Origin of the sequence: Methylobacterium sp. J-068 (assembly GCF_022829445.1) — a bacterium.
Taxonomy (GTDB): Bacteria; Pseudomonadota; Alphaproteobacteria; order Rhizobiales; family Beijerinckiaceae; genus Methylobacterium.
In genome coordinates, this window is record NZ_JAKSXY010000101.1 from 1 (window position 1) to 18,554 (window position 18,554).

At 65.6% G+C, this 18,554-nt stretch carries 21 protein-coding genes; 9 read left to right on the forward strand and 12 right to left on the reverse strand.

Annotated elements, in window-relative coordinates; all coding sequences use genetic code 11:
- The 5 genes from MKK54_RS17370 to MKK54_RS17390 form a co-directional block, all read left to right on the forward strand.
- Positions 1-826: cytochrome b/b6 domain-containing protein (locus tag MKK54_RS17370; protein ID WP_244012460.1), on the forward strand; the 826-nt coding region annotated here is incomplete at its 5' end.
- The gene (locus MKK54_RS17375) at positions 823-1,746 is read left to right on the forward strand and encodes a molybdopterin-binding protein (RefSeq protein WP_244012461.1); all 924 of its coding nucleotides are present in this window, start codon (positions 823-825) and stop codon (positions 1,744-1,746) included. The genes MKK54_RS17370 and MKK54_RS17375, both read left to right, overlap by 4 nt.
- A 273-nt stretch (positions 1,747-2,019) precedes the next feature.
- Positions 2,020-2,808: an alpha/beta fold hydrolase gene (locus MKK54_RS17380; RefSeq protein WP_244012462.1), complete on the forward strand. Its 789-nt coding sequence runs from the start codon at positions 2,020-2,022 to the stop codon at positions 2,806-2,808.
- Between the two features lie 323 nt (positions 2,809-3,131).
- Complete coding sequence (locus MKK54_RS17385) at positions 3,132-4,214, forward strand: catalase family protein (protein ID WP_244012463.1); 1,083 nt, start codon at positions 3,132-3,134, stop codon at positions 4,212-4,214.
- A gap of 54 nt (positions 4,215-4,268) precedes the next feature.
- Entirely contained in the window at positions 4,269-4,838 is a 570-nt protein-coding gene (locus MKK54_RS17390; RefSeq protein WP_244012464.1) for a type 1 glutamine amidotransferase domain-containing protein, read from the forward strand.
- Between the two features lie 111 nt (positions 4,839-4,949).
- Here the strand turns inward: MKK54_RS17390 and MKK54_RS17395 are convergent, their stop codons facing one another.
- Both MKK54_RS17395 and MKK54_RS17400 read right to left on the reverse strand, forming a co-directional pair.
- A complete protein-coding gene (locus MKK54_RS17395) occupies positions 4,950-5,363 on the reverse strand; it encodes an ester cyclase (RefSeq protein WP_244012465.1) in 414 nt (137 codons plus the stop codon).
- Between the two features lie 213 nt (positions 5,364-5,576).
- The gene (locus MKK54_RS17400; RefSeq protein ID WP_244012466.1) at positions 5,577-6,656 is read right to left on the reverse strand and encodes a molybdopterin-dependent oxidoreductase; all 1,080 of its coding nucleotides are present in this window, start codon (positions 6,654-6,656) and stop codon (positions 5,577-5,579) included.
- A gap of 774 nt (positions 6,657-7,430) precedes the next feature.
- Between MKK54_RS17400 and MKK54_RS17405 the strand changes: the two genes are divergently transcribed.
- On the forward strand, positions 7,431-8,459 hold the full coding sequence (locus tag MKK54_RS17405; RefSeq protein ID WP_244012467.1) for an SDR family oxidoreductase: 1,029 nt from the start codon (positions 7,431-7,433) through the stop codon (positions 8,457-8,459).
- A 24-nt stretch (positions 8,460-8,483) separates the two neighbouring features.
- Here MKK54_RS17405 and MKK54_RS17410 read toward each other — a convergent pair whose 3' ends face one another.
- From MKK54_RS17410 to MKK54_RS17440, 7 genes are all read right to left on the reverse strand, one after another.
- Positions 8,484-8,942 carry a cytochrome o ubiquinol/quinol oxidase subunit IV gene (locus MKK54_RS17410; protein WP_244012468.1) on the reverse strand — a complete coding sequence of 153 codons (459 nt, stop codon included), beginning with the start codon at positions 8,940-8,942 and terminating at the stop codon, positions 8,484-8,486.
- Positions 8,939-9,565, reverse strand: coding sequence for a cytochrome c oxidase subunit 3 (locus tag MKK54_RS17415; protein ID WP_244012469.1), 627 nt, complete (start codon positions 9,563-9,565; stop codon positions 8,939-8,941). Before MKK54_RS17415 ends, MKK54_RS17410 begins: the two co-directional genes overlap by 4 nt.
- Entirely contained in the window at positions 9,562-11,664 is a 2,103-nt protein-coding gene (locus tag MKK54_RS17420; RefSeq protein ID WP_244012470.1) for a cbb3-type cytochrome c oxidase subunit I, read from the reverse strand. Before MKK54_RS17420 ends, MKK54_RS17415 begins: the two co-directional genes overlap by 4 nt.
- Positions 11,661-12,584, reverse strand: a complete 924-nt coding sequence (locus MKK54_RS17425) for a ubiquinol oxidase subunit II (RefSeq protein ID WP_244012471.1) — start codon at positions 12,582-12,584, stop codon at positions 11,661-11,663. Before MKK54_RS17425 ends, MKK54_RS17420 begins: the two co-directional genes overlap by 4 nt.
- An 877-nt stretch (positions 12,585-13,461) precedes the next feature.
- Entirely contained in the window at positions 13,462-14,181 is a 720-nt protein-coding gene (locus tag MKK54_RS17430) for a cytochrome c biogenesis CcdA family protein (protein ID WP_244012473.1), read from the reverse strand.
- A 6-nt stretch (positions 14,182-14,187) separates the two neighbouring features.
- On the reverse strand, positions 14,188-14,577 hold the full coding sequence (locus tag MKK54_RS17435; protein WP_244012475.1) for a thioredoxin family protein: 390 nt from the start codon (positions 14,575-14,577) through the stop codon (positions 14,188-14,190).
- 41 nt (positions 14,578-14,618) lie between these two features.
- Entirely contained in the window at positions 14,619-15,419 is an 801-nt protein-coding gene (locus tag MKK54_RS17440) for a pentapeptide repeat-containing protein (RefSeq protein WP_244012477.1), read from the reverse strand.
- 209 nt (positions 15,420-15,628) lie between these two features.
- Here MKK54_RS17440 and MKK54_RS17445 point away from each other — a divergent pair, with 209 nt between their 5' ends.
- The 3 genes from MKK54_RS17445 to MKK54_RS17455 all read left to right on the forward strand — a co-directional run bounded on the left by MKK54_RS17445 (position 15,629) and on the right by MKK54_RS17455 (position 17,098).
- Positions 15,629-16,309 (forward strand): Crp/Fnr family transcriptional regulator, encoded by a 681-nt coding sequence (locus MKK54_RS17445; protein ID WP_244012479.1) that lies wholly within the window; start codon positions 15,629-15,631, stop codon positions 16,307-16,309.
- A 29-nt stretch (positions 16,310-16,338) separates the two neighbouring features.
- Positions 16,339-16,641: a hypothetical protein gene (locus tag MKK54_RS17450; protein ID WP_244012481.1), complete on the forward strand. Its 303-nt coding sequence runs from the start codon at positions 16,339-16,341 to the stop codon at positions 16,639-16,641.
- Positions 16,642-16,759: 118 nt separating this feature from the next.
- The gene (locus MKK54_RS17455; RefSeq protein ID WP_244012483.1) at positions 16,760-17,098 is read left to right on the forward strand and encodes a carboxymuconolactone decarboxylase family protein; all 339 of its coding nucleotides are present in this window, start codon (positions 16,760-16,762) and stop codon (positions 17,096-17,098) included.
- A 196-nt stretch (positions 17,099-17,294) separates the two neighbouring features.
- Here MKK54_RS17455 and MKK54_RS24790 read toward each other — a convergent pair whose 3' ends face one another.
- The 3 genes from MKK54_RS24790 to MKK54_RS17465 form a co-directional block, all read right to left on the reverse strand.
- Complete coding sequence (locus MKK54_RS24790) at positions 17,295-17,567, reverse strand: GCG_CRPN prefix-to-repeats domain-containing protein (RefSeq protein ID WP_409564200.1); 273 nt, start codon at positions 17,565-17,567, stop codon at positions 17,295-17,297.
- A gap of 86 nt (positions 17,568-17,653) precedes the next feature.
- Entirely contained in the window at positions 17,654-18,049 is a 396-nt protein-coding gene (locus MKK54_RS17460) for an EF-hand domain-containing protein (RefSeq protein ID WP_244012485.1), read from the reverse strand.
- 71 nt (positions 18,050-18,120) lie between these two features.
- On the reverse strand, positions 18,121-18,453 hold the full coding sequence (locus tag MKK54_RS17465) for a GCG_CRPN prefix-to-repeats domain-containing protein (RefSeq protein WP_244012487.1): 333 nt from the start codon (positions 18,451-18,453) through the stop codon (positions 18,121-18,123).
- Positions 18,454-18,554 lie beyond the last annotated feature (101 nt).

Below are 18,554 nucleotides of genomic sequence, written 5' to 3' on the forward strand. Positions count from 1 at the left end.
CCGCTGGATGTTTCGCCATCCCCTCGTGATCAGAGTCACCCACTGGGTGAACGCGATCTGCCTGCTGGTCCTGGTGATGAGCGGCCTACAGATCTTCAACGCCCACCCGGCCCTTTATTGGGGCAAGGTCTCGACCTTCGACGCGCCGCTCATGTCGATGACCCAGACCGAGGACGACCCGCCCAAAGGCATGACGACGGTGTTCGGCCATGGCTTCGACACGACGGGCTGGCTCGGTTCATCGGTCGGCTCCGACGGCGAGGCGGCGGACCGAGGCTTCTCGGCCTGGACGACCTTGCCGAGCGACCAGGACCTTACCGGCGGCCGTTCCTGGCACTTCTTCTTCGCCTGGGCCTTCGTCCTGAACGGCATCGCCTATCTGCTCTATGGTCTGGTCAGCGGGCAGCTGCGATTCCGTGTGATCCCGTCGCGCGACCAGATCCGTCATTTCGGGGCCTCGGTTTGGGAGCACCTGACGCTGCGCTTCCCTCAAGGAGACGAGGCCAAGCGCTACAACGTCATCCAGAAGCTCACCTACCTCGTCGTGCTGTTCGTGCTCCTGCCGGTGCAGGTGCTGGCCGGGCTCGCGATGTCGCCGGCGATGAACGCGGCCTTTCCCTTCCTTCTGACGCTCTTTGATGGACGCCAGTCGGCCCGCACGGTCCATTTCGTCGTGGCGGGCCTGCTGGTCCTGTTCGTAGTCGTGCACGTCGCCCTGGTCCTGCTGTCGGGCTTCTGGAACAACATGCGCGGCATGCTCACCGGCTGGTTCGTGATCGAGCGCAAGGTCGAGCCGGCCGTCCCTGCCGGAGAGCCCCGGGCATGAGCCGCGCACCCAACCGACGCGCCCTCCTGGTGGGGGCTTCCGCCACGGCCGCGGCGGCCATGCTCGGAGGCTGCGACCGCCTGGGCAACGCGGAGTGGTTCCGGCGAACGCTAAAGACCGGCGAAGACGCCAACATGTTCGTCCAGCGCCTGCTCATGGACGACGCGACGCTGGCACCGGAATACGCCGAGGCCGACATCTCGCCATGGTTCAAGCCGAACGGCACCGAGGACCCGCCGGACAAGGACTACAAGGCCCTGGCGAAGGGCAAGTTCGCTAAGTACCACTTGGAGGTCGGCGGCCTCGTGGAGGCGCCCCTCAAGCTGTCCCTCGCCGAACTCCGCAAGCTTCCGGCCCGCACCCAAATCACCCGGCACGATTGCGTCGAGGGCTGGAGCGCCATCGGCAAATGGACCGGGGTACCCCTCGCCGAATTGCTCAACCGCGCTCGGCTCAAGCCGGAGGCGCGATACGTGGTGTTCCACTGCGCCGACACCATGGACCAGGGCAATTCGCTCGAAGGCGGAGGAGATGGTGAGGGGACCGACGAGGTACCCGCCGGCAACGCCAATCCGAGCATGACCAAGCAATCGGGCAGCGGCGAGAGCAGGAAGGACTCCGGCGGACAGCAGGCGTCGGAGGACACCGCGGCCAGCGGCGGATCACCTGTCAGGTACTACGAGAGCATCGACTTGGTCGACGCGTTCCACCCGCAGACGATCCTCGCCTACGAAATGAACGGGGAGGCATTACCTATCTCGAACGGCGCCCCGCTTCGCCTGCGGGTGGAACGCAACCTCGGCTACAAGCAGGCGAAGTACGTGATGCGAATCGAGGTGGTCGAGAGCTTCGCCCACATCGGCGGGGGCAAGGGCGGCTACTGGGAGGACCAGGGCTACGCCTGGTACGCCGGCATCTGAGTTGGCGCGGAGATTACGTCCACGTCTCTGCGAGCATTGAAGGCCCAGCTCTCTCGTGGCGAACTTTGGCAGGATCTTCCCGGTGACGTCCGGCGCTTGCAAGACTGCGGAGTAGGGTCGGCCCCGCGCGGTTTAGCTGGCTGTCAGACCAGCGATGCAACCTCGAAGTGTCCGATACGAGCGCCCACGGACCTGACTGGCACGCCCAGACTGACGAAATCTGCGACGGACCAATGTTCGGACTGCAGCGCGAACATTAAGGACAATGCCGTCATGTTCCTACATTCCGAACGCCTCGGCACGGGGCGGCCGCTACTGATGGTCCACGGGCTGGGGGCCAATCTCCGTACCTGGGATCCGCTCTTGTCCGCATTACGCGGCTCGCGCGAACTGATCTTGGTCGACCTGCCGGGACATGGCAGATCGGCCCCGCTCGCGGGCCGGCAGACGGTTGAGGCCTATGCGGACGCCCTTGCCGCCTTCGTGCAGTCTCAAGGCCTGACGACAGCGGACCTTGTCGGCAGTTCGGTGGGGGGCCGGCTGGTCCTGGAGCTGACGCGGCGGGGCATCGGTCGGCACTGCGTGGCGCTTGATCCCGGCGGTTTCTGGCGCGGGTGGGAAACACGCTGGTTACACTGGACGCTCGCGGCATCAATACGCCTGGTGCGATTGCTGCGGCCCTTCCATCCCGGCCTGTCGCGCCACGCCGTCACCCGTACGCTGCTGCTGGCCCAACTGTCAGCCCGTCCGTGGCTGCTGCCACCGCAGCTTGTCGTAGAGGAGCTGCAGAGCCTGGCGGCCACACCGGTTTTCGATTCGATGCTGCGTGAGCTGGCACGCGGGCCCTTGCAGCAGGGTTCGGCAAAGACCCCCGGCCTTGTCACCATAGGCTGGGGCCGCCAAGACCACCTTCTGCTGCCGCGCCAGGCTGCACGCGCCCAGGTGGCATTCCCGTCGGCCCATCTGCACTGGTTCGAGCGCTGCGGCCACTTCCCGCACTGGGATCAGCCTGCCGAGACGGCGCGCGTAATCCTTGAAACGGTCGGGAAGGATGCGCCCTGAAACGGCTTGTCGCACACCCGAGCCCGCGGTCATCCCCGGGTCGTCAAGCATTTCGGCCGAGCTTGCCGCCTCCGCTCAGCAACCGGTCCATGGTCCAGTCTTCCATTACCGCGAAAACGAAGCAGCGCTTCGAAGCCAACTCATGGCGCAGCCGACCTCAGGCAGACTTTCGACGGACGCAAGGTCATCCGGGAACGGTCCGCGGCCGTCCCTCGATATTTGGAACGGGATCCCGTTTCAGACTCAATACGTCGTACCCAGAGTCCGCCGCCCTCTCTCCTGCCGCGGTCCGCTTCAGTTCCCCGATCACCGTGAGGAAGACCTTGACCTACCTTCGATACACCCCCGGCATCGAGAAGCCTGCTGCGGACGAGCAGAAGACGATTGACGGCATCATCGCCGGCATGACGCAGCAATCCGAGACGGTGGAGAGGCGCGAGCACCATGTGGTGCGGGCCAGCCACGCAAAGAGTTCGGCCTGCGTCACTGGCGAGTTGACGATCGCGACCGGCCTGCCGCCTGAACTGGCCCAAGGGTTGTTCGCCACTCCCGGCACCCATCCCGTCGCGGTTCGCTTCGCTCAGGGACCGGGCGAGACCCTGGGTGACCGGGTCTCAACCCACCGCGGAATGTCGATCAAGGTTTTCGACGTCCCCGGCGAGAAGCTGCCCGGCCACGCGGTCGACACCCAGGATTTCGTCCTCGCGACCGGGACCACCTTTCCGTCCGGTACGGCGGCGGGCTTCCTGCGCGACGGCACTGTCATCGGCAAGTCGACCGGTCTGCCGGAGGGCGTGAAGAGCGCGGTGTCCTCCACCATGCGCAACCTCAACCGGGCGCTGCATGCCTTCGGCACCGAGAGCGCGCTGGCCGACTTCTTCGGCCATCCCTACAGCCACCCGCTGGCCGACAGCTACTTCAGCCAGGCACCTGTCCGCTACGGTGACTACGTGGCCAAGCTCGGGGCCGTGCCGTCGACGGACAGCCAGCGTGCCCTGTCCGAGTGGCGTCTCGACCCGCACCAAGACGAGGACGGCTTCCGGCACGCCACCGTCGCGTTCTTCCGGGAGAACGAGGTGGTGTTCGAGCTGAAGGCGCAGCTTTGGGCGGATGCCGAGCGGCAGCCCATCGAGGACGCCTCGGTCGACTGGCCGGTCTCGGTCAGCCCCTACCGCACGGTGGCGACGCTGCGCCTGCCGCGTCAGGACGCCTACTCGCCGGATCGGGTGCGCTACTTCGACGAGGTGATGACCTTCCGCCCGGCGCACAGCCTCGCGGCGCACCAGCCGCTCGGTTCGGTGATGCGGGCGCGCCTCCAGGTCTACCGGGCGCTGAGCGACTTCCGCCACCGCGAGAACGGCGTGGCGGCCGAGGATTCCGTCGGCATCGACCGCATCCCGGCGTGAGGAACGGCGCGAACGGCGCCTCCGTTGAATGACGACATTCAGAAGGATGATGACATGAGCTTGCAGGGCAGGAAGATCGCGATCCTGATCGCACCGCGCGGCACCGAGGAGCCGGAGTTCGCCAAGCCGCATGAGGCGGTGAAGCAGGTCGGGGCGACCGTGACGGTCATCGGTCTGGAGGCCAGCGAGGCCGAGACGGTCAACAACGACCTTGATCCCGCTGGCCGCTACAAGGTGGACAGGACCATCGAGGGGGCCTCGGCCGCGGACTACGACGGGCTCATCATCCCCGGCGGTTGCGTCGGCGCCGACAAGCTCCGGGCGAGCAAGGACGTCGTGGCGTTCGTCCGGGACTTCTTTGCCGCGGGTAAGCCGGTCGGAGTCATCTGCCACGGTCCCTGGACGCTGATCGAGGCGGACGTCGTGAAGGGCCGGACGCTGACCTCCTACCCCACGGTTCGCCGCGACATCGAGAACGCCGGCGGCACCTGGGTCGACGAGGAGGTCGTCTGCGACAAGGGGCTGGTCACCAGTCGCACGCCCAAGGACCTGCCGGCCTTCTGCGCCAAGATCGTCGAGGAGTTCGCGGAGGGCCGCCATCCCGACCAGGCCCGGAGCGCCTGAGGAGTCGGGCATCCAGCGGTTGGTTCTTAAGCGTCCGGGGCGGTACAGGGGCCGCCCCGGGTCAGGCCTTGACGACGTCCCTTGGCTGGGACGTCCTCGCGGAGGCTTCCATTATCCCTCGATGGCGCCGATCTGCTTGAGGATGCCGAGCTCGTCGGAGGAACCCCACCGCTCGACCATCTTGCCGTCGACGAAGCGGCCGATCTGCATGCCGCGGACCTTGATGGCCTTCCCGGTCGGCTTGTGGCCGTTGAAGTCGCCCTGGTGAGTGCCGGTGAGCGTGTAGGCGAAGGCGACGCTGTCCCCCTCGGCGACGAGCTTCTTCACCTCGACCTGCATGTCGGGAAAGGCGGAGCGAAGCTGCGTGAAAAACATCTGGTATCCCTCGGGACCCATGTGCTGGCCCGGCGCCGGGTCGTGATCGTGGCAATCCGGGGCGACGACCTCGGGGAAGGCTTCGAACCGGCCGCCGTTGACGAGCTCGCCGAATTTCTCGGTCGCCTGGATGCTGGTCTCACGGGACATGGAGTTCCTTGCAGTTTGGGGGCGGCGACACGGCGCCGGGTATCTCGACGCACGGGAAACTCCCGCCAAGGTCGGACGTTGCCTGTGCCGCGCACGATAGGGTCGGAATGACCGCCGGGCGTCACGTCGGATCGTGGCGGGATGCCGGGTCGGCCGCTGTGTGGGACGTCGTCCACGAGGGCGGAGGTAGGCGATAGGCCAGGTCGCCTGTCCCTAGGCGACGTTAACCCGTACCCGATGCCAGCAGGCGCACAGGTAGCCCTTGTGGTTCCAGATCTCGTTCGACGTTGCCGGCTGCGTTTGGCCCGCTTCGTCCCAGGCGCGCACGGCGAGTTCATGCTCGCCCGCAGGCATGTCGAGACTTGTGCTCCAGAACGTCCAGGCGAACGGAGCGTCCGCCTCGTGTTCGAGCTCGGCCTGTACCCAGGACCGGCCGCCGTTCCCGGAGACGTCGACGCGTACGACGGCCCGATCCCCGCTCACCGCGTAGCCGCGGACCCTATTACCCCCTGACTTGAGGGTTGCCCCAGCCCCGGGCTCGCAGATCGCGGCGTTCAGCGGCATCGTATCGATGGTGTACCCCTTGGCCTGATCGGCGGCCTCGGCGGTCACGTCGGCCGGATACAGCTTGTACTCGTCGGCCTGGATCGGGTTGTCCGAGGGATGGCCCTGGACGCTCAGGCGACGGAGCCATTTGGGGCTGCGCACGCCGGCGAAGCCCGGCACCACCGCGCGGACCGGAAAGCCGTGTTCCGGGAGCAGGGCTTCGCCGTTCATGGCGTAGGCCAGCAGGGTCTCGGGCGCCATGGCCTTGGCGAGCGGGATCGACACGCCGTAGGGACGGCCTTCCACCATGTCGTAGCTCTCGAAGGCGACATGGTGACCCACGTGCTCGGCGACCCCCGCCTCGCGCAGGACGTCGCCGAGACGCACCCCGGTCCATTCGGCGGTGCCGATGGCTCCGGCATCCCACGGGTCGCCCGAGACCGGGGCGACCGCCCGCATGTCGGCGCGGCGATTGCCGGCGCACTGCATCGTGGCCGTGACCGTGGCTTCCGGGAAGCGGATCCGCAGATCGGATAGCGACAACTCAAGCGCGGTGCTGGTGCGGCCATCGATGGTTAAGCGCCAGGCTGCCTCGTCGAGGTCCGGCAGGTTGCCGTGCGAGCGGACGTAGAAATCCTTCGCCGGCGTCCGGTACGAGGCCCGCAATCGGTCGAGGGGCGGTTCGGCGTTGTAGGGCTGGTCGCCGTGGACGATCAGGCGTGCCTTGCGCTCGGTCAGACTCGACATCGGGGCTCCCGTCCCAGTGGGGTTACGGGAGTGAACGCGCGGAGGCGGCAAAGCTCAACCGGCGATGCAGGGGCCAGGGCGGTGGCGGCACGGCATCATCGCTCTGTTTGGTCGAGCCATTCGCCAAGCGTCGCAAATACCCGCTAGCACCGACCTTTTCCGTGCCGTTTCTCGTGCTCTACCGGAAAAAAGCTGAATCCCGCCCTGGGGATCGACGGTTTGGGCGGACTGTTATGAGCGGCCTGGTTAATCCATTTAGCTAGCGTTCAGATTGATGCTCACCTTAGGCATGTCGGACTTTTGGGTTGAATCGAGCTTCGACCTGGCGTGGGTTCCACGCTCAGGGAAATTGATTTTTTTAGTTGCCTGGCGGCCTTTAGGGCAACGTCCGCTTTCGGGCGACGCTCGCAACGGGATGTACGACTATGTTGGGTCGAATGCGGCAGGTCTGCCTTTTAAGCCTGGCAGGTCTGTGGCACGAATCCCGAACGTTGAACCGCGTTGTATCGCGGCGCTGCCAAATCGCTTCAAGCTCCGTCGGAATGGCCGAGCGAGCGCTACGGTCTCGTCTGGACACGCGAGCGCTGAGGGAATGAAAGGTCCTTCGCCCAAATCCCGCGGCGCCTACTGGTCGGCGACAACTGCGATTCGGACGAATTCCACACCATCAGGATGGAACGCTCATGTCGCCCATGTCAGGCGAACGCGCCGTCCGCTGGAACGTTGATCGGCCGCGACCAGGAAAATGTCCAAATCAGTTCCAACGGGTGACCGATGAGCCAAAAGCGAAAAGTGGACCGGCGTCCCACCGTGGTGGTGACCGGTGCAAGTGCGGGGGTGGGGCGGGCGATCGCCCACGAATTTGCCCGGCATCACTGGAACGTCTCGGTGCTGGCGCGGGGAGAAGCAGGGCTCGACGGTACCGTACGGGACATCGAGAACGCCGGGGGCCGGGCGCTGGCGCATCGGGTCGACGTCGCGGACGCCGATGCCGTCATGCGGGCGGCGGACGAGACCGTAAGGGCGTTCGGTGGCATCGACGTTTGGATCAACGTGGCGATGGTGACGATCTACGCGCCGGTGCAGAAGACATCGCCTGAGGAGTACAAGCGGGCGACCGAGGTGACGTATCTCGGACAGGTCTACGGCACGCTGGCGGCCCTCAAGCACATGCAGCACCGAAACGCCAGCTCCATCGTCTGCATCGGCTCCGCCCTGGCGTACAGGTCGATTCCGCTCCAATCGAGCTACTGCGCGGCGAAGGCCGCCGTGCGGGGCTTCGTCGACAGCCTGCGCAGCGAGTTGCTGCACGATGGTTCGCGGGTGCGGTTGACGATGGTGCAGCTTCCGGCGGTGAACACGCCGCAGTTCGACTGGGCGCGAACGCGCATGCCGCGTCGGCTGGAACCGGTCCCGCCGATCTATCAACCAGAGGCGATCGCACGCCATGTCTATCGCGCGGCCCAGACCTCGCCGCGCGAACTCTGGATCGGCTTCCCGACCTGGAAGGCGATCATCGGCAACATGATCATCCCGGGCTGGATCGACGGCTACCTCGCGCGGCACGGGTATCGCGGTGAAATGACGAGCCAAGCTGCGATCGAAGGGCGGCCGGACAACCTCTACGATCCCGTCGACACCGATCCGGGTGCGCATGGGAGGTTTGATGATCGCTCGCTCACGTCGGTGCCGGCTGCCGACCCGCGCTGGCTCAAACTCGGCATCGCCGCGGCACTCGGAACGGTGCTTCTCGGAGCCGTGACGGTTGCGAGGGCTTCACCGACCCCGCGCCGCCTCCGGTGAGGGATGGGCGGCCCCTCGCCGCGACTACATCATCCGCATACGCAGGTTGAGCAGTACGACGAGGGTGCCGCCCACCATCAGCCCGATGATGAGGGTGGAGAACAGGATCAACTGCAGATCGTCGCGGGATGAGCGGCGCAGATCCACGTGCAGGAAGCAGCGGAAGTGCACCACAGCTTGGACCAGGGCCAGTACGAAAACGATCCCAAGCGCCGTCGTGCCTGCTGCCCATCCCCAGGTCACGACCGCAAACGCGGCGCCGGTGAGGAGAAGGGCGAAAACGTACCCGATGCCGTAGGTCAGCAGGTCGCGACGTTTGGCATGCTTCTCATCGCTCGATCGCAGGCGTGCCCTGGCCTCGTCTCCCCGTCGATTCCTCGCGATCGCCGTGCCGCCGGCCAATGCTCTCGCAGTGCCAATCAGAGCAGCCGCGCCGGCAGCCTTTAGCAACACGACGCCCTTCGAGGGCCCTCGGGTGGTCATGTGAGAGCTCCCTGAAGATAGACCACGGAGAAGATTGCGATCCATATGATGTCGAGGAAATGCCAAAATAGGCCGAGCTTCAGCAGATTCAGCTTGACCCTGGCGTCCAAGCCGAACACCGCGATCTGTGCGAGCATCACCACGATCCAGATGCAGCCGGCGGTGACATGCAGGCCGTGCGTCGGTACCAGTGCAAAGAAGGCCGACAGGAAGCCGCTGCGGTTCGGCGTCGCTCCATCGGCGAACATCGTCCGGAAATCGCTGAGTTCGAAACCGAGGAAGACGATCCCCAGGACGAGCGTTAGTAAGAGCCATGCGACGACGCCTATCCAACCTCGGTCATACTTCATGGAGATGGAGGCAAGGCCGAAGGTCAGGCTGCTGGTGAGCAGGATGAGCGTCTCAATGAAAGCGGGGCCGAGCTTGAACTCCGCGGCCGGCCCAGGAGCACCGGCCGTCGCCGAAAGCTGCGTCCCGTAGATCGCGAAGAGCAAGGCGAACAGGATCGCGTCGCTCATCAGGAAGATCCAGAAGCCGTAGAGGCCGATGGCGGCCTCCCCCGGGTCCATCTCATCCGAGTCGAGGAGGTTGAGCCCGACATGCTGGAGCTGCGGGGCGCTCATGACGGCACCTGTGTGGGGAAGGGTCGGGCGAGCCCAAGATTGGCCGGCTCGGTTTCGAGTTCGCGGGGGACGGGACGCGTCGTGCGGGCCAGATCGAGCCATCGCCGGTCCGTCGCCTCGACCTCGGATGCGGAAATCGTCCGATGGACATCGCGCACGAAGCTGCGCGCGACGACCGGTGCCCAAACGCCGATGAAACCGAGAATGGTCAGCCACCAGATGTGCCAGACGAGGCCGAAGGCGCAGACCGCACCGGCCAGCCCGACCAGCGGGCCAACCCAGCTGTTCTTCGGCATGACGATGGCCTGATAGTGGTCGGCCGGCTTGTAGGCCTCCTTGCGCTCCTTGAGCCAATAGAAGGGATCGAGCCGATCCACCTGCGGGATCGTCGCGAAGTTGTACTCCGGCGGCGGTGCCGAGACCGACCACTCCAGGCTGCGTGCGTCCCAAGGGTCGCCGACCGGGACGCGGTTCGCTTCGCGATCCCTCACACTGACCCAGAGTTGGACGAACAGGGTGACGAGGCCAGCGAGCAAGAGGAAAGCGCCGACGATCGCCACAAAGAGCCAGGGTCGGTAATCGGGTTCGAACAGGGCCTGGCTTCGACGCGCCATGCCGCCGAGGCCGAGTACATAGAGCGGCATGAAGGCGAGATAGAACCCCGAGACCCAGAAGCCAAAGGAGATCCGGCCCCAGATCTCCGATAGCCGGAAGCCGAAGGCCTTGGGAAACCAGTACATGTATCCCGCGATCATGCCGTAGAGCAGGCCCGGGATCAGCACGTTGTGGAAGTGTGCCACGAGGAACACAGTGTTGTGGACCACGAAGTCGATGGGCGGGATCGCGAGCAGGATGCCGCTAAGACCTCCCAGGACGAAGGTAACGATGAAGGCGAGGGAAAACAGCATCGGCGCGGTGAAGCGCACCTCACCGCGAAACATCGTCCAGATCCAGTCGTAGATTTTGACCCCTGTCGGGATGGCGATGGTCATCGTTGCGACGCCAAAGAAGGCGTTGACGTCTGCGCTCTGGCCCATCGTGAAGAAGTGGTGCAGCCAGACCGTGAACGAGAGCACGCCGATTACCATGGTGGCGGCGGCGAGTGACTTGTAACCGTAGAGTTCCTTTGACGAGAAGGCCGAGATCACCTCGGAGTAGACACCGAAGGCCGGCAGGATGAGGATGTAGACCTCCGGATGGCCGAACAGCCAAAAGAGGTTGACGTAGTTCATCATGTTGCCGCCGAGATCGTTCGTGAAGAAGTGGAAGTCGAGGTAACGATCAAGGGCGAGGAGAGTGGTCGCGAGCGTCAACGGCGGCATCGCGAAGATCATCAGGATCGAGGTGCAGAGTGCTGTCCAGCAGAACAGCGGCATGCGCGTGAGATGCATTCCGGGGCAGCGCTTCTTATAGATCGTCGCCGCAAAGTTGAGCCCCGAGAAGGTCGTGCCGAGGGACGACAGCGTGATCGCCCAGATCCAGTAATCCGGGCCGACGCCGGGCTGGAAGACCTTCCCCGTATAGGGCGGATAGCCCGACCATCCGCCGGTCGAGAACTCGCCGACGGCGAGCGAGATCATCACGAGGCCGGCCCCGCCCGCGGTCAGCATCAAGCTGATCGAGTTCAGAAGTGGAAAGGCAACATCGCGGGCACCGATCTGCAACGGCACCACGTAGTTGATCAGCCCCGTCAGGAACGGCATCGCCATGAAGAAGATCATGATCGTGCCGTGCGTGCTGAAGAGCTGCGCGAAGTGTTCGGGCGTGACGATACCGGGAGCGTCGACCGCGAGCGATTGCTGCGCGCGCATCAGGACCGCCTCGACGAGGGCGCGGCTGAGCATCACGCCGGCGATCACGATGTACATGATCCCGATCTTCTTGTGATCGAGGCTGGTCACCCAGTCGAGGAAGAGCGGCCGCCACCACTGTTTCCAGGTCAGCAGCGCGACGAGGACGACCGCACCAACGACCACGAGTGCACCGGCGAAAGCGCCGATGAGTTCGCTGAGGTTGGGATTCTCCCAGGCCCGCACGAACGGGAACGCATGCGCGTTCAACCGACCGAACAGGAAGAACCAGAGACCGTCGTCGCTCATTTGGGGTGATGTCCGTGGGCGGTGGGCATGCCCGGATCGTCATGGGCGAGAATCGTCTGAAACAGGCCCGGCGTCACCGACCCGAACAGGATCGGCTCAGCCTGGATCGAACGAGCGGTCAGGGCAGCATAGGCGCCTTCGTCGAGGGTCTTTCTTCCAGAGCGGGCTTGCGCGAGCCAGGAGGCGTAATCGTCGGTCGATTTTGCCAGTACCGGGAACTTCTGGTTCTGGAAGCCCATGCCGTTGAACTGCGTGTTCTCGCCACGGAAGCGACCGGGCCGGTTAGCGGCGAGATTGTGCTGCGTGGTCATGCCGGCCATGGCGTAGATCTGGCCAGCGAGCTGCGGCACGAAGAACGATTGCATGACCGTGCCGCTGGTCAGGCTGAGATGCACCGGGCGGTCGACAGGGAAGACGAACTCGTTGACGCTCGCCACGCCCTCGTCGGGGTAGATGAACAACCATTTCCAATCGAGGGCGACCACCTGCACCTCGACAGGTGGGTACGGTGAGGCCAGCGGCTTGTACGGGTCGAGCTTGTGGGTGTCGCGCCACAGAAGCACGGCGAGCACGACGACGATGATCGCCGGTGGGATCCAGATGAAGCCTTCGAGCGGCCAGTTGAAGCCCCATTGCGGTCGGTAGGCGCTTTTGGTGTTCGACAATCGGTAGTGCCAGGCGAAGATCGGCGTCAGCAGCAGAACCGGCGCGGCGACGAAAAGCAGAATTGTGCAGACAAGCAGGAACAGGCTGCGGGTCTGGTCCGCGACCGGACCGGCGGCGCCCAACACGCCGTGATCAAGGACGCTGCAGCCGCCGAGAGGCAGCAGCGCAACAATGGCTGAGAGTGACGCGAGGCGAAGGGCGGCCCTGCCTGGACGGCCTGAACGGCAAGGGTCGGCGAGGGCGGTATCGGTCATCACGACGATTTCCACGATGGACGATGGTCCCGGGTCGAGCCATTCCTCGGACGCCGTGACATCGGCGAGGCAAACCCGAAAGGCCTTATTGGCCCCTAACGTGGGACTGACGGCTTCGGCTCCGGCATGACCAACGGATCTTGGGAGTGGCGGTCCGCTCGTCCTCTGTGGGCAGACGAGAGCCGCCCACAGCCTCCTCGATAATGACCGAGGTCACCTCATGCGCGGACGGATCTCTCGAACCACGGTATCGTGATGCCTTGAGCCCGACCGGCAGCTGCCACTGCGATCGATGACAGGTCCGCATAGGCCCAACGCGGGGTTCACGACGCCGCGATGTGTCAGGGCCTGCGGAAAATTCCCTGTGAGGTACCGGCCAAGAACGTCGTACTCCTCCGACAGGAAATTGACGTCGTTGGCCCCGCCGAGCACGCGTTCGAGGTAGGCCTCAGCTGGTTCCTGCCGTCCTTGGAGGCGGAGACAATCCGCCATCCAAATTGAGCACGTTATCCCCCGGTTGCTCGAACCCGATAGCGGCACGATTACCTTTCGCGGCGAGGTGGTGTCCGAGCTCTTCTCCCGCTCGGTGACGATGTCAGGGGCATCATGGCTGCACGTTTCGTCGAGACGCCGATGCGTGGGTCGCATCGCTAAGGCAGACGATCGCGCGGAGCTGGGAGGACGGCCTGGAAGGTATCCGCTTTCGCGGCCACTTGTGAGGGGGCTGCTACGGCAAGGTTGGGTCGAGACCTGCTGGTCTGCTCTACGACCGGGTTGGGTGGCTTCCCGCCGGTCCGCTTCTGGACTGCCATCGTAAGAAGCGGACGTCGCCGCCGCGCCCGCTCACGACCGATAGCAGGCTTTGGGAAGGGCCGCTTCACAGGCGAGTGGTCAGGGCGGTGAGCCAATCCGGCGAGGCGTTGACTAGCGCGGTCTCCGCCGCCTTGTCGTAGCCGGAGGCGATCAACAGGCCGGTGGTGACGAGGATCAGGCCCAGCGCCGTCTTCAGCCCCTTGCCTAGTCCCATCATCCGGTCGCGCCAGCGCATCAAGACCTCGCGCGAGAGGGTGCCGAGCAGCAGGAGCGGCAGAGCGGCGCCGAGACCGAACAGGAGCATGGTCAGCGCCACGACGCCGAGGTCGCGTCCCTGGGACGCGAGCAGCGACGCTGCCCCGAGGGTCGGTCCGACGCAGGGGCTCCAGACCGCCCCGAGCAGTACCCCAACGCCGAACTGACCGAACAGGCCGGAGGTCGAGAAGCCGCCGAACCGGCTTTCCGTCCAGTTGCTCACGGGGCCTGCCGCCACTGCCAACCGCGTCTGGGCTGCCGGGACCATCAGGACCAGCCCGACCAGGATCAGCATGATGGCAGCGCCAGTCCGGAAGATGCCGGCATCGAGGCCGATGGCAAAGCCGATGGTCGCCACGAACAGGCCGATGACCACGAAGGACAGCGCGAGGCCGGCCGCGAGAGCCGCCGGGCCGAGCCTGTGTTCCGACGCCGCCGCACCAGGCACCAGCGGCAGCAAGGGCAGCACGCAGGGGGACAGCACCGAGAGGATGCCGGCGAGGAAGGCGAGGCCCAGGCTCGTGACCATGACGGCTTAGATCGCCTTATCGAGGAGCGACGAGATCGCCTCGGGCTTGGTCTCGCCAGCCGAGCGCCCAGTCTCCTTGTCGCCCTTGTAGGTGATGAGCGTGCTCTGCATCGTGGCACCGAACCGCTTCACCACGTCTTTGCGGCTGTCGAAGTCCACATCGAACACCTGAAGCTCTTTGAACTTCGGGTCGGCCTCAAGCTTCGCCAAGATCGGCTTCTGGGCGGCGCAGGTGGTGCACCACGGGGCGGTGATGTGGACGAGGATCGGCTTGCCGGCCTTCTGGGCCGCCTCGAACGCGGCGGGTGTGTAGGCGGTCTCGGCGGCTAAGGCCCCTGTGCCGAACAGAATGGGGGCGACGGTGAAGGCTGCGAGCAGGATGCGGCGAGTGGTCATGGATGCTTTCCCGTGATGTATTGGTGGGGGAATGTCGGGGCCTAGTTGGCCGCCTGGGTGATCGCGCGGTCGACGTTCACGCGGGCTGACCAGTCCTTGGCGCTGTCCTGACCCTTGAGATCGATGAGGCGGGCGGCGCTCACGTCGACGTTCTTGAAGTCGGCGCCCGTGACCGTGGCGCCGGTGAGGTTCGCTCCTGATAGGTCGGAGCCCATCAGCACCACGTCGGTGAGGTCGGCATCGGTGAGGTCAGCGTATTCCAGGCGGGAGCGACCAAGGTTGGCGCCCTTCAGGTTGGCACCCCGGAGGTTCACTGAAACGAACACCGCCCGCATCAGCCCCATGGACTGATTCTTGATGTCGGCACCGCCTTTGAGGTCGACGAGCGTCGCCCCGGCCATGTTGGCGCCCTTGAAGTCGCCGATGGGCATCGACCGGCTGAGGTCGGCCCCGCTCAGGTTCGCGTCGCGGGCGGTAATGCCGAACATCTTGGCGCCGACAAGCTTGGCGCCGCTGAGGTCGGCCTTGATGAACCAAGCCTGCTCCAGGTTGGCCCCGGTCAGGTCGGTGCCGCGTAGGTACGCCTTGTTGAGACGGGCGGTACGCAGGTTCGCACCCCTGAGGTTCAAGCCCGACAGGTCGAGGCCGGCGAGCGCCTTATCGGAGAGATCGATGGGCTTGCCGTCGGCCTTGGCAATCAGTGCCTCGACGTCGGCCCGGGTCATCTCGGCCTTGGTCATCGCGGCCGATCCCATGTCGGCTCCGAGTAGCAGGTCCTGCTCGGCATGGGCCGGCAGGCCAAGAAGGACGGAGGCGAGCAGAAGGGGGACGAGACGGCGCATGGATTCTCCCGGGTTTCGCCCGGCCCGTCGGAAGCATGCGCTTCCTCACGGTGTTGCCGGAACGGTTTTTTGTTCAGTTTCGACAGTGATATGGGGAGACAAGGCAACCGTCTGTGACCCAGGTCACCGAAGGTTGTGGATCCAGGATCGACGATGCATCGTCCGGGTCATGGCGGCGTTCGATGACCGCGAGCCCGGGGAGGACGAGCATGCGGAGCGCCCATCAGATCGAACGCTGGATCGAGCGCTTTCCGCTGGTCCGGGAATTCGGCGCCAGCCATCTCCAGATCGCCAGAGGCACAGTGCATTTCCCCGTGCTTGAGGCCGGCGCGATTGCCTACGAGCTCCAGGACGCCTGCGCGAACTACCTGATGTGCATCGACGGGCGCACCCGGGTGTTCAGGATGTCCGAGACGGGCCGGGAGATGCTGATCTACAAGGTCGGCGCAGGCGGCACCTGCGTCCTGACCACCCAGTGCCTGCTGTCGGGCGGGGGCTTTCCGGCGCAGAGCGTCGCCGAGGCCCGGACCGAGCTGGCCGCCCTGCCGTCCGACACCTTCCGCCAACTGATGCGTGAGAGCGAAGCCTTCCGGACCTTCGTGCTCGACGACTACACCAAGCTGCTGTCGGGGATGTTCGACCTGGTCGAGGAGATCGCTTTCGCTCCCCTGGAGCAACGCCTTGCCCGGCGACTGCTGGTCGAGGCCGATGCCGAGGGGATCGTCTGGAAGACCCACCAGCAACTGGCGTCCGACGTAGGGAGCGTGCGCGAGGTCGTCAGCCGCCTCCTGGGCGAGTGGGCCGACGACGGCCTCGTCGAGATCCGGCGCGGCCAGGTGCAGGTCATCGACCGGGCGAGCCTTGCGGCCGGAAAATTGAACCCTTCCTGACCGGCCAAGCGAGTTCGGACGCCATCGACATGGATATCGCCCTTCGCGTCGAACCGCGAAAAATCGAGTTCACGACCTACGGACCGGGGAAGGCCCCGGTCTGGTCGGTGACCTTCGCGATCCATGCGTCCAGCGGTTACGAGCACCTTTGCACGGTCATCGTTCCGGGCTACGGGCACGACGACGTGACTGACATCTGTGGGAGGGCGCGAGCCGAGCTTCGACGGATCGCCGCGCTGATTTCCACCCCGCCGCCCGATCCGCCAGAGGAGCCCGCGCCAGCAGTCGTCGGAAAGCGCACCAGAGGACGTCGTCTCGTACGGCTACCGTGAGGATGTCGGCCGGGTTGCTATGCCTATGACACCTAACTACCTACCAGATGGTAGGCGCAACGTTCAGCGTCCGATCAAGGACGGCTTCCGAGAGAGCCGCATTTGGAGGAGATCCGAGATGGAAAATTGGAATGGCTACCGCGGCGAGTTGGTGTCCACACTGGGCCAGATAGGTGAGATCAGCCCCGAACTCCTAAGCGCGCACGACAAGTTGGCATCGGCCAAACCGAAGGAGCCAAAACTCGACGCCAAGACGCGGGAATTAATCGCCCTTGCCGTCGCGGTGACGACCCGGTGCGATGGTTGCATCGCCTTCCATACCGATGCCGCGCGCAAGGCGGGCGCGAGCAAGGAGGAGATGGTCGAGGCATTGGGTGTCGCCGTGGCCTTGAATGCCGGCGCGGCGCTTGTCTACAGCGCCCGGGCATTCGACGCCTTCACGCGTGACGCGGGCTAATAGGTGCGGCCGAGAGACGATCAATTTTGCGGAGGCATACTCGGCCACCTCGGTGAGAATGGGGCGTATGCGTCTCGCTGTTCCTGAGGATGCCAAGCCGTCCGACTCTCATTACGGCAGAGCCTCGCCAAGTCGGTCGACCTGGCGAGGCTCTGGAGGAGTGGCGTTCAGTCCGGGATCGAACGAGCCGTCGTCGTCAGCGGCGGCAGCGACCGCCTGGTCCGCGGTAGAGGCCGGGCGGACAACCGCGTGGTGCGCCGGTGATGGCCCGCCGCATGGCGCCGCGCGGTCCGCGGTTCAGGCGGCAGCCCCCGAACGGGCCGCGATGGGCGCCGAAGCCGCACCCTGCGCGAACCTGGACGATTGGGGCGTCGATGCCGATGCCGCCGGCCGGCATGGGAAGGGCCTGGGCCCCGCCTGCCATCAGCAGCGTCGCGAACCCGCCGACGATAAGACCTGTGAGCTTCATTCTGATTCTTTCGTTCTGGTAGGCGCGGCATACGGACCGTGCCCTGGGGGAAATCGCTATCCGAACCCCGATCCCTGGCGTTCGGTTCACTTGGCGCGGCAGGGTCGCTCCGCGCGGACGACGCGACCGTCGTGGTCGGCGTCGAGCCGTGCGAACCGCTTGCTGGACGTGGCGTCGATCTCATCGGCGGTGAGGAAGCCGTCGCCGTCAGCGTCGATGGCCCGGAACCGCCCGGCAGGGTCGTAGGGCCCCTTGCCGGGACGGGCGTCCCACCAAGCCGCCCATTCCGCCCTGCTGACGCGCCCGTCATGGTCGGCGTCGGCCCTCATGATCCGGGCGCGGTTCCGCGAATGGAACGTCGCGAGGTCGACGCCCGCGGCTCCCGCACCCTTCGGCGGGTCGGTGCCGGCGGGCGCCTGGGCGGATGCGGACGTGACCGCCAGGAGCGTGCACAGAGTCAGGTAGGCGATAGCCTTTGTCATGATCGCACCTCTCGCATCACCGGGTCGTCCAGCGACCGCACTGGATGGCAGGGTCCCAAGCCTCGACAGGGTCACCAACGGTGATGCCAGCCGTGGTGGCCCCATCCGCGATGGCCCCAGCCGACATGCCGGTAGCCGCCCCAGCGATGCCAGCGCGGACCGCCCCAGCCGAACCGCCGCGGTCCGTAGAATGCGGGCCGGAAGGCGTAAGGCCGGTAGAACACCCGCGGTCCGAGGTTGGGACGGCAGTAGCCGTAGAACCCGCGGTGGCCCCCGAGGCCGCAGCCGTCGCGGGCCTCGACCGTGCCGGCGGTGGCCAGCGGCGCCGCCAGGCCGGCCGCCAGCAGGGCCGCGGGCAGAAGCCGCCTCAACAGGGTCGGCGCGCGTACCGCTTCCTTCGTCATCGCTTCGTCTCCCGATGCGGTGTTTCGACTGCCCGCACCTTGCCGCCGGCCTGTCGCAGGAATTTGCCGGGAAACCCCGTTTTTGTCGCGAGCCGTCGCGG

Bases quoted from the DNA above. Each gene is read 5' to 3' on its own strand.
- MKK54_RS17375 (WP_244012461.1), top strand. From the start codon at position 823: ATGAGCCGCGCACCCAACCGACGCGCCCTCCTGGTGGGGGCTTCCGCC.
- MKK54_RS17380 (WP_244012462.1), top strand. From the start codon at position 2,020: ATGTTCCTACATTCCGAACGCCTCGGCACGGGGCGGCCGCTACTGATG.
- MKK54_RS17390 (WP_244012464.1), top strand. From the start codon at position 4,269: ATGAGCTTGCAGGGCAGGAAGATCGCGATCCTGATCGCACCGCGCGGC.
- MKK54_RS17395 (WP_244012465.1), bottom strand. From the start codon at position 5,363: ATGTCCCGTGAGACCAGCATCCAGGCGACCGAGAAATTCGGCGAGCTC.
- MKK54_RS17400 (WP_244012466.1), bottom strand. From the start codon at position 6,656: ATGTCGAGTCTGACCGAGCGCAAGGCACGCCTGATCGTCCACGGCGAC.
- MKK54_RS17405 (WP_244012467.1), top strand. From the start codon at position 7,431: ATGAGCCAAAAGCGAAAAGTGGACCGGCGTCCCACCGTGGTGGTGACC.
- MKK54_RS17410 (WP_244012468.1), bottom strand. From the start codon at position 8,942: ATGACCACCCGAGGGCCCTCGAAGGGCGTCGTGTTGCTAAAGGCTGCC.
- MKK54_RS17415 (WP_244012469.1), bottom strand. From the start codon at position 9,565: ATGAGCGCCCCGCAGCTCCAGCATGTCGGGCTCAACCTCCTCGACTCG.
- MKK54_RS17420 (WP_244012470.1), bottom strand. From the start codon at position 11,664: ATGAGCGACGACGGTCTCTGGTTCTTCCTGTTCGGTCGGTTGAACGCG.
- MKK54_RS17425 (WP_244012471.1), bottom strand. From the start codon at position 12,584: ATGACCGATACCGCCCTCGCCGACCCTTGCCGTTCAGGCCGTCCAGGC.
- MKK54_RS17430 (WP_244012473.1), bottom strand. From the start codon at position 14,181: ATGGTCACGAGCCTGGGCCTCGCCTTCCTCGCCGGCATCCTCTCGGTG.
- MKK54_RS17435 (WP_244012475.1), bottom strand. From the start codon at position 14,577: ATGACCACTCGCCGCATCCTGCTCGCAGCCTTCACCGTCGCCCCCATT.
- MKK54_RS17440 (WP_244012477.1), bottom strand. From the start codon at position 15,419: ATGCGCCGTCTCGTCCCCCTTCTGCTCGCCTCCGTCCTTCTTGGCCTG.
- MKK54_RS17445 (WP_244012479.1), top strand. From the start codon at position 15,629: ATGCGGAGCGCCCATCAGATCGAACGCTGGATCGAGCGCTTTCCGCTG.
- MKK54_RS17450 (WP_244012481.1), top strand. From the start codon at position 16,339: ATGGATATCGCCCTTCGCGTCGAACCGCGAAAAATCGAGTTCACGACC.
- MKK54_RS17455 (WP_244012483.1), top strand. From the start codon at position 16,760: ATGGAAAATTGGAATGGCTACCGCGGCGAGTTGGTGTCCACACTGGGC.
- MKK54_RS24790 (WP_409564200.1), bottom strand. From the start codon at position 17,567: ATGAAGCTCACAGGTCTTATCGTCGGCGGGTTCGCGACGCTGCTGATG.
- MKK54_RS17460 (WP_244012485.1), bottom strand. From the start codon at position 18,049: ATGACAAAGGCTATCGCCTACCTGACTCTGTGCACGCTCCTGGCGGTC.
- MKK54_RS17465 (WP_244012487.1), bottom strand. From the start codon at position 18,453: ATGACGAAGGAAGCGGTACGCGCGCCGACCCTGTTGAGGCGGCTTCTG.